The organism is Bacillus mojavensis, assembly GCF_012648005.1.
In the GTDB taxonomy this organism is placed as follows: Bacteria; Bacillota; Bacilli; order Bacillales; family Bacillaceae; genus Bacillus; species Bacillus mojavensis.
The window spans coordinates 280,556-294,401 of the sequence record NZ_CP051464.1 but is presented as its reverse complement, the minus strand read 5'-3'; the positions used below and the strand labels follow the sequence as shown (position 1 = coordinate 294,401).

Annotated in this window: 13 protein-coding genes and 1 pseudogene; 7 read left to right on the top strand and 7 right to left on the bottom strand. The window is 44.1% G+C overall.

The window, feature by feature from the left end:
• Positions 1–162 precede the first annotated feature (162 nt).
• Positions 163–1,581 (bottom strand): YcdB/YcdC domain-containing protein, encoded by a 1,419-nt coding sequence (locus HC660_RS01605; RefSeq protein ID WP_168749350.1) that lies wholly within the window; start codon positions 1,579–1,581, stop codon positions 163–165.
• Positions 1,582–1,783: 202 nt separating this feature from the next.
• On the opposite strand from HC660_RS01605, the pseudogene HC660_RS01600 reads away from it, so the two are divergent.
• Both HC660_RS01600 and HC660_RS01595 read left to right on the top strand, forming a co-directional pair.
• Positions 1,784–1,873 (top strand): annotated as a pseudogene (locus HC660_RS01600) (hypothetical protein); the annotation flags it as partial.
• 26 nt (positions 1,874–1,899) lie between these two features.
• Entirely contained in the window at positions 1,900–2,964 is a 1,065-nt protein-coding gene (locus HC660_RS01595; protein ID WP_168746867.1) for a DUF4352 domain-containing protein, read from the top strand.
• A gap of 37 nt (positions 2,965–3,001) precedes the next feature.
• On the opposite strand, the gene HC660_RS01590 is transcribed toward HC660_RS01595, so the two are convergent.
• The 3 genes from HC660_RS01590 to natA form a co-directional block, all read right to left on the bottom strand.
• The gene (locus HC660_RS01590; RefSeq protein WP_168746866.1) at positions 3,002–3,934 is read right to left on the bottom strand and encodes an aldo/keto reductase; all 933 of its coding nucleotides are present in this window, start codon (positions 3,932–3,934) and stop codon (positions 3,002–3,004) included.
• 134 nt (positions 3,935–4,068) lie between these two features.
• Positions 4,069–5,229 (bottom strand): ABC transporter permease, encoded by a 1,161-nt coding sequence (locus HC660_RS01585; RefSeq protein ID WP_168746865.1) that lies wholly within the window; start codon positions 5,227–5,229, stop codon positions 4,069–4,071.
• On the bottom strand, positions 5,230–5,970 hold the full coding sequence (gene natA / locus HC660_RS01580; RefSeq protein WP_010332911.1) for a sodium ABC transporter ATP-binding protein NatA: 741 nt from the start codon (positions 5,968–5,970) through the stop codon (positions 5,230–5,232). It abuts the gene before it with no gap.
• Between the two features lie 143 nt (positions 5,971–6,113).
• Here natA and natR point away from each other — a divergent pair, with 143 nt between their 5' ends.
• Both natR and natK read left to right on the top strand, forming a co-directional pair.
• On the top strand, positions 6,114–6,815 hold the full coding sequence (natR, locus tag HC660_RS01575) for a two-component system response regulator NatR (RefSeq protein ID WP_010332910.1): 702 nt from the start codon (positions 6,114–6,116) through the stop codon (positions 6,813–6,815).
• A gap of 12 nt (positions 6,816–6,827) precedes the next feature.
• Entirely contained in the window at positions 6,828–7,784 is a 957-nt protein-coding gene (gene natK / locus HC660_RS01570; RefSeq protein ID WP_168746864.1) for a two-component system sensor histidine kinase NatK, read from the top strand.
• A gap of 44 nt (positions 7,785–7,828) precedes the next feature.
• Here the strand turns inward: natK and HC660_RS01565 are convergent, their stop codons facing one another.
• On the bottom strand, positions 7,829–8,908 hold the full coding sequence (locus tag HC660_RS01565) for a helix-turn-helix domain-containing protein (protein ID WP_168746863.1): 1,080 nt from the start codon (positions 8,906–8,908) through the stop codon (positions 7,829–7,831).
• Positions 8,909–9,144: 236 nt separating this feature from the next.
• Between HC660_RS01565 and HC660_RS01560 the strand changes: the two genes are divergently transcribed.
• Positions 9,145–9,528 (top strand): RDD family protein, encoded by a 384-nt coding sequence (locus HC660_RS01560; RefSeq protein WP_168746862.1) that lies wholly within the window; start codon positions 9,145–9,147, stop codon positions 9,526–9,528.
• Positions 9,529–9,565: 37 nt separating this feature from the next.
• Here the strand turns inward: HC660_RS01560 and estA are convergent, their stop codons facing one another.
• Positions 9,566–10,204, bottom strand: a complete 639-nt coding sequence (gene estA / locus HC660_RS01555) for a lipase EstA (RefSeq protein WP_168746861.1) — start codon at positions 10,202–10,204, stop codon at positions 9,566–9,568.
• A 169-nt stretch (positions 10,205–10,373) separates the two neighbouring features.
• A complete protein-coding gene (locus HC660_RS01550; RefSeq protein ID WP_168746860.1) occupies positions 10,374–11,507 on the bottom strand; it encodes a type II asparaginase in 1,134 nt (377 codons plus the stop codon).
• Positions 11,508–11,724: 217 nt separating this feature from the next.
• Between HC660_RS01550 and lmrA the strand changes: the two genes are divergently transcribed.
• Both lmrA and lmr(B) read left to right on the top strand, forming a co-directional pair.
• Positions 11,725–12,291, top strand: a complete 567-nt coding sequence (gene lmrA, locus HC660_RS01545; RefSeq protein WP_010332904.1) for a transcriptional regulator LmrA — start codon at positions 11,725–11,727, stop codon at positions 12,289–12,291.
• A 57-nt stretch (positions 12,292–12,348) separates the two neighbouring features.
• Positions 12,349–13,785: a lincomycin efflux MFS transporter Lmr(B) gene (lmr(B), locus tag HC660_RS01540; RefSeq protein WP_168749348.1), complete on the top strand. Its 1,437-nt coding sequence runs from the start codon at positions 12,349–12,351 to the stop codon at positions 13,783–13,785.
• Positions 13,786–13,846 lie beyond the last annotated feature (61 nt).

The window sequence follows — 13,846 nt, the reverse complement described above, 5'->3', positions numbered from 1 at the left end:
TACGACAAAGAGAACCTTGTTTATTATATAAAAAGACCCTTCTTCTTTTAAAGTGAAGAAAGGTCCTTTTCTATTAAGGAAACTGGATTTCCACATTCTCTCTATTACTTTTTTCATGCATCAGCCAGTACACACGCCGAAAATATGTGACTTTTGACTGTTTTACAATGCACTTATGACAGCCTCACTAGTATAGGCATCAATCAATCTCGGATATACCGGCTTGTAGACGAGACGATAGCTGTTTTCTTCATCTTCTCCGTATTCTCTCTCCCAGCCAAGCTCCACTTTAAAATGGCGCCAAAAGATAGACTTGGCTTGTTCCGGTGAAATGGATGGAACTGGGTCAACAGCTTTGAGCACTTCAGGGTCAATGTCCGGTCCCATATAAACGGTAATGCGCCCAGTCTGGCGGCTGACGCAGATTCTGACCTGCCCAAACCGAAGCGGAACTCCGTTACAGTGCACGTCAAACGTAAAGCCGGCTGACGAACCTTCTTCACCCTGTTTATCGTATTTGATCTTAAAATATTGATCAGCATTCGGGAATAACGCGAACAGAAAACGAATGGCGATTTTTTCGCACTCTTCCTCGCTTACGGTATTCGGCCCTTTTTCGTCTATAAACGACATAACACCTTCGAGTTTTCCGGTTTCTTTGTTATGGGTGGTTTTCAGCACTTGGTGAACCCGTCCTCTAAACCAGCTATCCATGCTTTTATCCGCCGGTTGATACACAGGAACATCCGGATTCCGCCAGACGATCCCGATTCTTCCACTTCCTATATCTGCTTCCCTTACTTTTACCAGTCCGCTGTTCAAGCCGATCATGCTGCCAGGGTCTGCATTTTCGTGAATGTCTTCGAATAAGGGAAGGGGAAAGCTTTCTGACTCCACGTAATCATCATCACATATTTCTTTCTCTTCACTTACATCTGCAGGTACAGCAATGCCCGCCTTTTCAAACTCATACACCAAATGCGGCTGATCGTCTCCGTTTTTGTAGACAGAGCGATGAAGGATCTCAAATAGGAGAGTGACATCTACATCTTTCTTGAAATAAGCCATTGCTTCTTTTTCATCTACGACCTGTTCCGGCTTGATTATATTGCACGCTTTTCCGTAATACCGAAAATACACCACCTCCCCTGATAAGGAGACATCAGCCATAAAACCGCTCATAGGAAGCGGCAGTCCGTCTTCCATTTGAACATATGAAAACCTTACTTTGTCATCAAATGCCTCATCATTTTCTTCACGGACAAACGCAGACGGAGCTTCAGGATAATGAGAGTTCACGAACTGAATCAAGATATCCTCTATTTGGTCTTCGGACAGCTTCTCACTGCTTTCAGGCTCAACATCTCGAGAAAGCCCTTCCAGCTGTCCGTCCGGTCCAAGCTCTACGATGATCCCTTTGTGTTCATCCTGCGGATCTATCCAGCAAAAATACGACCTTTTCCGTTCATCACCATAATCTTCAATTTCCAGCTTTAAGTGTGTCGGCACACGGCCGATTTCCAGTGCTTTTTGTTTCAATTCCTCTTTTTTCACCAAGGCGGCCCCCTTCTTCGTTCGAATGTCACCCTTCGACTGATCACAAAGTAATAGTCTAATATACACAAATTTCTGTGTTTTCCAGTTTTACCAGAACATTTTTCACCAAAAATAGTATGATGAACCTATTCAATATAAAAGCTAATAATCTTAAAATTAATTCCGTTGCAACTTTTTATAGGTCATCAATCGCAAAGAAGGACGGAGTTTCCAGAAATATGGATAAAACCGTGAGAAAAGAACCGATTTTTTTGGATGGATGATGTCAATCCATTCAAAAAGATTCAATTCTCAAAGACAAAAGACTCCCCTTTCCCAAAACCATTTGAGGAGGAAAAATGAATGTTTCAGAAAAAAACGTACGCTGTTTTCCTTGTTCTCCTGCTGATGCTGTTTACAGCTGCTTGTTCCGGAAGTAAAACAAGCGCGGAGAAGAAAAGTTCAGAAACAGAAAAAAGCGCAGATATAGCTCAAGTTAAGATCAAAGATGTCTCTTATACACTTCCGTCTCAGTATGATAAGTCAACTTCAGATGATCAGCTCGTGTTAAAGGTAAATGTCGCTGTGAAAAACACAGGGAAAGAACCGCTTAATGTAGACCATATGGATTTCACTTTGTATCAGGGTGATACCAAAATGTCTGACACAGATCCTGAAGACTATAACGAAAAGCTGCAGGGCAGCACGATTAACGCTGACAAATCGGTTGAAGGAAATCTTTTCTTCGTTGTAGATAAAGGCGAAAAATACGAGCTGAATTACACGCCGGAATCTTACGGTGATAAGAAGCCAAAATCAGTTACATTCAATATTGACGGAAAAGACAAAAAAATCCTTGCGACAGCAGATCAGCTCCAAGACTCTGCGAAAGCTTTATCGGCTTATATAGATGTCCTTCTTTTCGGTAAAGATAACAAAGATTTCGAAAAAATCACCGGCGCTAACAAAAATGAGATTGTGAACGACTTTAACGAGTCCGCAAAAGACGGCTACCTCTCAGCTTCAGGCCTTTCAAGCACATATGCGGACAGCAAAGCGCTTGATAATATCGTGAACGGCATTAAAGCAGGATTAAGCAAAAACTCATCGATTCAAGCGAAAACAACTTCTATCTCAAAAGATGAAGCCATTGTAGAAGCTACAATTAAACCAGTCGACGCTTCTTCTCTCTCCGACCGCATCGAGGACAGAATGAAAGACTACTACAGCAAGAATTCAGGTGCGAGCTATGAAGATGCTGTAAAATATGCGCTTCAAGTCTATCCAGAAGAGTTCAAAAAGCTTGGCCCGGCTTCAAGTGAAAAAACGGTTGAAGTGAAAATGAAGAAAAATGACATCGACCAGTGGCAGCTTGATATGGACGATTACAGAGCAGCAGAATTAGTTGAAGCATTCATTAAAGAATAAACATCAAAAGGAAATAGCCCCAGGGCTATTTCCTTTTCTATTTAAAAATCCCGCTGATGAAATCTGCTTCATCATCCGTCAGTTCAACATCTAAGGTTTTTAGGTTATCCTTCAGCTGTTCCGGGCGCTTAGCACCTGGAATGATGGCGTCTACAGCCGGTCTCGTTAACAGCCATGCCAAGGCGACATGAGCCGTCTCTGCTTTCTTTTCTTCAGCTACCGCTTTGAGCTTGTCTACTTTTTTCAGGTTTTGAATAAAGGTTTCTCCCTGGAATTGCGGGTTGTTCTTTCGATTGTCGTCAAAGGCATCATCTTTTGTAAACTTTCCGGTCAGCAGCCCGGATGCGAGCGGGAAATATGGAATAAAAGAAATCCCGTGTTTTTCACAGTATGGGAGCAGCTCCTTCTCAGCATCACGCTGAATTAAAGAGTATTCTGACTGAAAGACCTCCAAGTAGCCGTCCGCATTAAATTCCTGCAATTGCTGATAATTGAGGTTCGAGGCTCCAATCGCTTTGATTTTCCCTTCATCCTTCAGTTCCTTCAGCGTGCCCGCGACTTCCGCAAGAGGTGTCTTGCCATCCGGAAAATGAACATAATACAGATCGATGTAATCTGTCTTCAGCCGCTTCAGGCTCTTTTCCACCTCGCCGCGAAGAAAGTCCCGGCTGTTGTCTAATTCAATGCGGCCGTTTCCTTCTTTATGGGCTCCTTTAGAGGCGATCATGAGTTGATCCCGGACACCGCGTTCCTGAACGACCTCACCGATTAATTCTTCGGATCGCCCCAATCCATATATAAAGGCGGTATCGATAAAGTTTACGCCGCCGTCCAAAGCCGTGCGAACCAAGTCCTTGCCAGTTTCATCATTCAGATTCGGAAACAGATTATGCCCACCGACCGCATTTGCGCCGAATCCGATCCGTTTCACCTGTAAATTCGTTTTCCCAAGTGCACGTGTTTGATCCATGTCCCTTCTCCTTCCGAAATGATTTGATGAAAAATAGCGCAGGTTCCACTTTTTGTATTAGATATCCTTTTTCTATTTTCCTTCTTTTTTCAGCATACACAAAAAGGAGAAAGTGTATCTCTCCTTTTGCAAGTTTATTTTGGCAGAACCCATTTGTCTTTCAAGAAGCAGGCTCTGGCCAGTAAAAAGAAAATGGCGATGAGCACGACGATGGTTCCGCACGTATATAGAATGGCAGCCGGATTTATCATCCCGAATAATAGCTGTTTAAATAAGGCGTGCAGATTTAGGAACGGGATGAAAAAGTAAGATAGATCGATTTGATTCGGCGCCTTATTGAAGATGAAAAACATCGGGAATATAGGCAGAAAGACGACAAGAGACATATAGCTCTGCGCTTCTTTTACCGTGCCGGAAATGATGCTGATCAAAAGCTCCATTGCGGCGATCAGCATGGCAGAAAGCACGATGATCAAGGCTGAGGCTCCGATAATGACCCATAAGTGATCTCCCAGCTGAAAGGCTGTTCTTAACTTTTCCGTAAATAAGACGGTGCACAGAATCAGAAAGATCAGTGATAATACGCCAGAGGCTATTCCGAAGGTAGAAACCGCAAGCCACTTGCCGATTAACACTTTGTTTCTGCTGACCGGTGTCAGCAGCAGCGCTTCTATGGATTTCCGGTCCTTTTCTCCGGCAATAATGTCAAGAGCGATTGGCATGGCACCGGAAACGATTGATGTTAGAAGCAGCATCGGAAGAATGGCAGAAAGCATGATCGCAGAAACGCCTTGCTCTTCATCTGCTTCTTTTTGTTGAACTGAGAACGGCTGGATCACCGAATGGTCAATATGTTTACTCGTTAAACGTTTTTGCACAATTTCATTTTTGTACTGCTCTAAGGCAGATTGCACAAGCTGCATAGCATTTGATGACCCTTGATCGACCGAGCTGCCGTAAACGTCAACCTTAAAAGTTGTCATACTGGTGATATAAGAATCAAACTCTTTCGGGATGTTCAGATACACATCCGCTTTCCCGTCATCGACCGCCTGTTCAGGTTTTGCGAATGTCTTTACACTGATTTCCTCAATCGCATTCAGCTTGTTTTCCAGCTCTGAAGGCAGGGAGTGGCCGACAGCGATCGTGTACTGCTCCCCTTTGTCCGAAAGCATGCTTTCGTAGAAAAACACAAGGCCCAGCATCGTAATCATCGGAACTAAGATCGTCAGTAAAATTGTTTTTCTGTCCCGTAAAGCGTCGATCATCTCTTTTTTATAAATCTGTCCTACCATTTATGAAATCCCCCTGACCAGCTTAGACATAAAGATGTAGTTCAAATCGTCACTGCGTTCACTCTCGTATAGTGTTTCAAGTGCTCCTCTGTAAATGACCTCTCCGCTGTGCATCATAATGACACTGTCACAGAGCGCCTGAACCTCCTCCATAATGTGGCTGGAGAACAGGATGGTTTTGTGTTCTCTTTTCAGCTGCTGAATAAATTCACGGAAGATGTTGCTTGACGTAATATCTAGTCCTGTCGTCGGCTCGTCAAATAAAATGATATCCGGATCGTGAATCAGCGCCCTGGCAATGGCGACCTTCTGCCTCATTCCTTTTGAAAACCCGCCCACTCTTCGGTCCATATAATCACGCATGCCGAACCGTTTTGATAAATCCTCAATTCTCGCTTTGATTTCATGGCGGTTCAGCCCGTACAGCCGGCCAAAGTACTGTAAATTTTCTTTTGCCGTCATCCGGTCATAGAGTCCTGTTTCTCCTCCGAATAAGACACCGATTCGTTTCTTGACCTCGGCCGGCTGCTTGGCCGTGTCAAAGCCGTCCACTGTGATCGTACCCTGTGTCGGTTCAAGCAGGGTCGCGACCATTCTCAGCAACGTTGTTTTGCCGGCTCCGTTTTCTCCGAGAATGCCGACGACTTCTCCTTTTTGAATTGTTAAGCTTACATCACGCACAGCTTTGACTACTTTTTTCTTATCTGTAAACCTGCGGCTGCAATCCGTCAGTGTAATCATGTCACAATCTCCCTTTTTGTTATTTCTAGTAATGACTATATACGAAAAGTTGGATTTGTTGGATAAAGTTGTCGCGAAGAGTTCTTTTTATGTCGCGAAATGGGATAAAATAAAGATGATTCTATCTAACTAGGGGAATGATAATGGTAAAAGTCGGACTAGTCGATGATTATCGAGTAGATTTAGAGAAGCTGGAAGCAATCGTGTCCAGAATGCAGGATGTCGAAATTGTCTTTGCCACCGATTCGGCTGAGGAAGCTTACAGCCGGGTGAAGAACGAGGACATCGATCTTCTGCTTGCCGATATTGAGATGCCTCACATGTCAGGCTACGAGCTGGCGGATTTAATCAGATCTCATTCGCTGGATGTGGATGTGATTTTCGTCACCGGCAACAGCGGCTATGCGGTTCACGCTTTTGATCTGAACGTCCACGACTATATTATGAAGCCGTACCACGCCGATCGTCTCAGCTCCTCCTTCGAACGTTATTTCAAAAAGAAAACGGAAACGAGCTTGAACGGGCGGATTTTGATTAAACAAAAATCTAAAATGCATGTGCTGCAAAAGAAGGATATTATTTTCGCCGAACGCACAGGACGGTCAACGACGATTGTGACAACATCTGAAGAAGTGCAAACGTATCAAACATTGAACGATATTAAAGGCGATCTGCCGGAGAAGGATTTTCTTCGTTCGCACCGCTCCTTTATTATCAACATTCATTACATTAAACACTTTTCCGCTTATACGAAGCATTCGTTTACGGTTTCGTTTGAGGGAACATCTAAAAAAGCGATGATCACCAAGCAGCAGCTTGATTATTTTCAAAACTATTATTTTTGAGGAGCGCAGGTTGTGATGACTCTGTTTCAATGTCTTTATTTGTTTTTATTCAGTTTCATATTTTATCAGTCGGCGTCCATTCTTTCACACAGCACATCCGTTTCTTGGCTCGCCACTGCTTTAGGCGCGGCGGCAGCGGTTTTATACATATGGAAAACGAAGCCTATGCAGGATCGCTGTCCCCTTCAGCTCTATTTATGTATCGCCGTGATTCACATTCTGTCGGCGGTGTTTTTGCAGATCGTCGCTTCTGGATTGGCGGTGCTGCTTGTAATGATGATATTCGCGGCAGGTGAATGGCTCCGCATCGGGCTGTGCCGCTCGCTGACAAAGCTTTATGAACAAATCGATCGGCTGACTCAGGCTGAACAGCACGCCAATCGAATGCTGATGGATGTCAGGAGCCGGAATCACGATACAATGAAGCATATCACAGCGCTCAGCTCGGCACAGTCAGAGCCGGACACACAAACATACATAAACCATTGGGAAGACCAGTACAGTCAATATGACCGTTTTTTAAAAGGAGAGAATGCGTACCTTGCAGGGGTGCTGTATGACTTTCTGGAAAAAGCAAAAGCTTCGAATGTGAACGTTTCACTGCATTTGCATACGCCGCTTTCTTCCCTCCCGTTCTCTCCCGCTGATCAGGTCAGCCTGGCCGGCAACCTATTAGAAAATGCGCTCGACAGCGCTGCAGAGGCCCACGAGAAAGCAGAGATCAAGCTGGAGACATCACTGCGAAGCGGGCTTTATGTGCTAATTTGTGAAAATACCACACCCGGCATGGAACCGAAAGTGCTCGATACACTGTTTCAGTCATTCGGCCATACGACAAAAGGCGGCACTCATGAAGGAATGGGCACTTATGTGATCCAAAAGCTGGTGAATCAAGCTTTTGGCAAGCTTGATTTTACATATCGCCATCCCGTCTTCCGATTAGAAATCAAAATTCCGTTCCAAAAATAAAAAACCTTGAAAAGCTTGGCTTTTCAAGGTTTTTTGTTTTGTCATTACGATGTTAATGATTGTGCAAAGCGATCCGCTTCATCCTGGAGCGTGCTTTCAATTTCTTTGTAGCGGCTTGAAATCGTAGATGCGCTTACGCCGTATTTTTTCGCCAGTTTAGCTTGTGAAACGGTAGCGCCGTTAAGAGAGATTGCATTCACATAATATTCAACCGCCGCCGCAAAAGCTTCCGGCTTTCTGATGACAGGTGACTTTTTCTCGCAAAACGATTTCCAAATATCAATGACTGCCGGAATCAGTTCATGCGGATATTCATCTCCGCTCATGCCTTTTTCGATCGCCGCCGCTGTTTCTTTCTCCATCTCGTTTGCCCACTCAACGCTGCTTTCTTGAACAGGCTCCGCTTGCTGCGGCTGTTCATCTTTTTCCGCTAACAGCGCGAAAAGTACGTTGTTGAACTCCTGCTTCATGAAGTCCTCCGGCGTTTTGCCGTTTTTCACTGCAGCATCCGCATATGTCTTCACCTTGCTGATCAGCTCTTCCGTTCTCTTCACTGGGAAGATTGTGAACTGCATGAAGAATTCCGCTTTTTCGGCTTCGTGGATCGGATAGCCGAGAATCAAGCTTCCTACTGGCGGGAGGTCTTGATTCGTGACGTCCATTTCCACGTCGAATTGCTTTTTCGTAATGACATCTTCAAAATGAATGACTGCTTCTTTCATATCCTTCAGCAGCAATAAAGCAGGCGTCATGCTCTTCCAGGATTCAACGATCTCACGTGTTTTCGGGCGGGTGATTGAATCGCCTTTTTTCTGAAGGTACTCTTCAAAGATCGTTTTGTCACCAGCGAGCGGGTGGAAGAAGATTCCCCAGATTCCCAAATTAAATACACTGATGTCCTTTGTCTGCCTGTCCATAGTAGAAAGAAAATCATGCTGGTTGATAAAACCCGAAATGCTTTCTCTATGTACTGTGAAGGCATACTCCACTAAGTCTTCCTGAATTTGTTTTGCTTCTTTTGCCGCTAATTCTGTCGGGAAGTCGACAACTTTATTTCCGCAGCATTTTTTATATTTCTTACCGCTGCCGCATGGGCAAGGGGCATTTCTTTTCACTTTTCCCACAATAAACCCTCCGAATTCTGTTGTAACTTTTCTATTTTAACAAAAATAACTTCTGAGGGCTTGGTTTCGGGCTAAAAAAGAATTTGGTAATGTGACAGCCTGGTTCATTATGTAAATTTACCTATGACTTTTTCATCAACTTTTGTGATTTAAGACTTATAACCTATTCCCGCTTTAGGCCCTTCTTTTTTACAATCATTAGGTGTTTATCTAAAATTTTTAAGGAAGTGTTTATGTTGGAACTAGCTGGTTTTATGCTGCGCGCCTGCGCTCTTGTGCTTGACGTGGTCATTGCGGCCGCAGTGATTTTAGCATCCGGATTTATGTTTGGCGACGGGTCAGCTGGCGTCATCGCTGTCGCCATATTGATGCTGCTTGTGTATCCTTTGCTGATGCCGCTGACAAATTGGAAGGGTACGCTGGGCAAAAAAATCATCGGCCTGCAAATCGTGAGAGACGAAACACACGAGAAAATCTCCCTCCCTCAGGCCATTGTCCGTTACATGATAGCATGGGTGCATGTGTTTTCCCGCCTGATCTATTTAACAGCTGCATTTACGAAGAAAAAACAAGCCGTTCATGATATGGCTGCGAAAACAATTGTGCTGAAAGCAGAATAACCTTGAAGAATAGGATTCTTCAAGGTTATGTTTCTCATTAGTTCGTATTTTGTCCGCCGCCGTTAAGCCCTTCTTTAATCAGGCTGTTGACTTGGCTGCTGTACAGAAGGCCGATATGTCCGACACCATGAATTTGAACATTTTTAGCCCCGTCTAATTTTGATAAGTAATTCATAACAATCATATCAGCACTACTGTAAATGGATGTGTACAAGATCTTTTGGTTGGGATCAGTACCCGGAAGCGCCTTGCCTGTCACAAGACGATTCGCGCCGCCAAGTGTTACGACGTTTTCAATTTTATTACCGCCATCCAAATTTTTTATGTAGTAAAGCGTGTTAGCGCCGCCCATGCTGTGAGCGACAATATCCACTTTTTTCGCACCGGTTTCATCTAATACCTTTTTCACAAAACGCGATAATACTGGACCGTTGTTTAAGTTATTGCCTGTCTTGTCCCAAAAATCTACAGCATACAGCTTGTCCCGTGACCAGCCCTGTGATACCAAATAAGTTTTAATACCGGCAAAGTTAAAAGAAGCTCCGCCAATTCCATGAACCATTACCACTGGATTATGTTCAGCGGCTTTCGCTGACGGCTGCATCGCAAACATGGATGTAACTGACAGCACAACAATTGTTACAAGTGCAATGATCTTACCTCTTAAAAGTTTCATAATTTCCTCCTTTTTTTGTAACAAATTCTTAAATTATAATACTTTGCCAAATTAATTAAGTAAAGGGTAAATTTGACTTATTTTTAAAGAAATTTTAAGGTTGAGAGAACATTTCAGCTATTTTGATCCCGAAAACGCACAAAAAGAAGGCTTTTCCGCCTTCTTTTCTTTAATATTCATTAAAATAGTCTTGGATTTTCCTAGGATCATCTGTTTTGGTGAGCGCGAGCATTAACAATATCCGGGCTTTTTGCGGATTTAAGGAGTTTGATGCCAAAAGGTCGTTTTTCACATAGTCGCCGTTCGATGTGACGACACCATTTCCCGTACGGGTTGAGCGAACCACTGTGACGCCTTTTTTGACCGCTCTGACTGCCCCCTTTTCGGCTGCATCAGATAAAGATCCGTTGCCTGATCCCGCGAAGACTATGCCTTTTGCGCCAGCCTTTACAGCCGCATCAAACAGATAGCTTCCGTCATTTTGGTAGCCGTACAGAATGTCTACTTGCGGCAGTTTATCAAGGCTGGAAATGGAGAACTCCGAATCCTTTGTATGCTTGCGTGTGATTTCATTATGAAAATAAATGTCATCGGCAATCGTTCCGATGTATCCCATTTCTTCTGATTTAAAGGTATCTGTTGCGGTTGTGTTGGTTTTTGTAACATACCGTGCTGAAGCAATGCGGTCATTGAGAACGACGAGCGTCCCTTTCCCTTTTGCCTCTTGTGCGCCGGCCACTTTAACTGCGTTGTACAAGTTGGACGGGCCATCAGCACTGATGGCTGTGGACGGCCTCATCGAACCGACAACAACAATCGGTTTATCACTTTTTACAGTGAGATTCAGAAAATAAGCCGTTTCTTCTAATGTATCTGTTCCGTGGGTCACAACAATACCGTCGACATCTTTTGAAGAAAGCAGTTTGCTGACTCTTTTTCCGAGCTTCAGCAATGTTTTGTTATCAATGTTTGTGCTTCCGACATTAACCACTTGCTCGCCGCTGACATTCGCGATGTCCTTCATCTCTGGCACCGCTTCGATCAGAGACTCAACGCCAACGACACCTGCTTTATATTCAGTTGTAGAGGTTTTTGATTTATTGGCTCCGGCAATCGTACCTCCTGTCGCCAGTATTTTAATAGTTGGAAGGTCATTCTTTTTGGAAGCAGAAGCTGAAGAAACTTTTTGTGTCTGCGTTTTTTCTTTTGGGGATTCTTTTGCTTCAGGAGATTGAGAGCATCCGGTAAAAACAAGCAATAGTGCGGTAAAAAGGATCAGTAAGAGGAATCGTTGTGTTTTCATGTTTTTCTCTCCTTTGGATGGTAACGTCTTTACGCCTTTTAATCATTGAATATTTCATTTATTCAGTCAAAACGTGCGTCAGGTTATCTCTCAGCTTTTTTATATGCTTATTTTATTTTCTTATTCGAGTTTCTTTATCTTGACATTCGATGGGTGAATCATGATAATAGACCAGTCACTATATTTTATGATAGCAATTCAGTAAGGTGGGAATGTTATGAGCTATGGAGATGCTCGTGAGAAAATCCTTTCTGCAGCTACCCGGCTTTTTCAGCTGCAGGGGTATTACGGAACGGGACTGAACCAGATTATTAAAGAAAGCGGTGCACCTAAAGGCTCTCTTTACTACCACTTTCCCGGCGGTAAAGAACAGCTGGCAATTGAAGCCGTGAATGAAATGAAGGAATACATCCGCCAAAAAATCACAGACTGCCTGGACGTGAGCCCTGATCCCGCGGAAGGCATTCAAGCCTTTTTGAAGGAGCTCTCCTGTCAATTCTCATGCACAGAGGACATTGAAGGCCTGCCCGTCGGCTTGCTTGCAGCAGAGACATCATTGAAAAGCGAGTCTTTGCGAAAAGCCTGTGATGAAGCCTACAAAGCGTGGTCCCTTGTGTTTGAGGAAAAATTGCAGCTATCAGGTTACAGCGAGAGCCATGCCAAGGAAGCAGGCATCGTCATTAACGCCATGATTGAAGGCGGCATTCTTTTATCATTAACAGCAAAAGACAGCACACCGCTTCTTCATATCTCCAGCCGCATTCCAGCTCTGTTGAAGAAATAAATAAAGAGACATACTACTACAAGCTGAATGAATACATTCAGATGAATGAGAGGAGAAATACATTTGGAAACAGCAGCTAAAGCATCTCAGCAATATAAAGTGATGCCCATTATGATATCTTTGCTGACGGCCGGTTTTATCGGCATGTTCAGTGAAACAGCGCTGAATATTGCGTTAACTGATCTTATGAAGGAGTTACACATTACAGCGGCAACCGTTCAATGGTTAACAACAGGCTATTTGCTTGTCCTCGGTATTCTTGTTCCTGTTTCAGGTCTGCTATTGCAGTGGTTTACAACAAGACAGCTTTTTACTGTGTCACTGATCTTTTCAATCATAGGCACCCTGATTGCGGCGCTTGCGCCTAGCTTTTCATTTTTATTAGCGGCGAGAATCGTTCAGGCACTTGGAACGGGACTCCTATTACCGCTCATGTTTAATACGATTTTGGTGATTTTCCCGCCTCATAAACGGGGAGCGGCTATGGGAACAATCGGACTTGTCATTATGTTTGCGCCGGCAATCGGCCCTACATTTTCCGGATTGGTTCTTGAGCACCTTAACTGGCACTGGATTTTCTGGATCTCTCTTCCGTTCCTTGTGCTTGCGCTCATTTTCGGTATCCTGTACATGCAAAATGTGTCTGACATCACAAAACCGAAAATTGATGTCCTGTCTATTATTCTGTCGACGATCGGTTTCGGCGGCATTGTGTTTGGATTTAGCAACGCGGGTGAAGGCTCCGGCGGATGGTCCAGCCCGACTGTGATCGTTTCACTTATTGTCGGTGTTATCGCTCTTATTCTATTTTCAATCCGTCAGCTTACGATGAAGCAGCCGATGATGAACCTGCGTGCGTTCAGATACCCGATGTTTATTTTGGGCGTTATTATGGTCTTTATTTGCATGATGGTCATCCTGTCATCCATGCTGCTTCTGCCAATGTACTTACAAGGCGGCTTAGTCCTAACAGCATTTGCCTCAGGACTTATTCTCTTGCCGGGCGGTATTTTAAACGGATTTATGTCACCTGTCACAGGCCGTCTGTTTGATAAATACGGACCTAAGTGGCTTGTTATTCCGGGATTTTTGATTGTCACTATTGTTCTGTGGCTCTTCTCAAATCTCACGACAGCTTCAACAGCAGTGCTGATTATCGTGCTGCATACCTGCTTGATGATCGGGATCTCCATGATTATGATGCCTGCCCAGACAAACGGTTTAAACCAGCTTCCGCGTGAGTTTTATCCGGACGGCACTGCCATTATGAACACACTTCAGCAAATGGCGGGCGCGATCGGGACAGCGGTTGCGGTCAGCATCATGGCTGCCGGTCAGCATGACTACATGAGCAGCGTAAAAAATCCAGCCGATCCGGCAGTCATTCCGCAGGCATTGACAGCAGGCGTTCAGCATGCGTTTGTCTTTGCGATGATTGTTGCGATTATCGGATTAATTGCCGCTTTCTTTTTGAAGCGAGTAAAGGTTGATTAATAAGAAAACCCCCTGATCTTGAGGTCAGGGGGTTTTTTATGCCTATATCGGGCAAGACGCG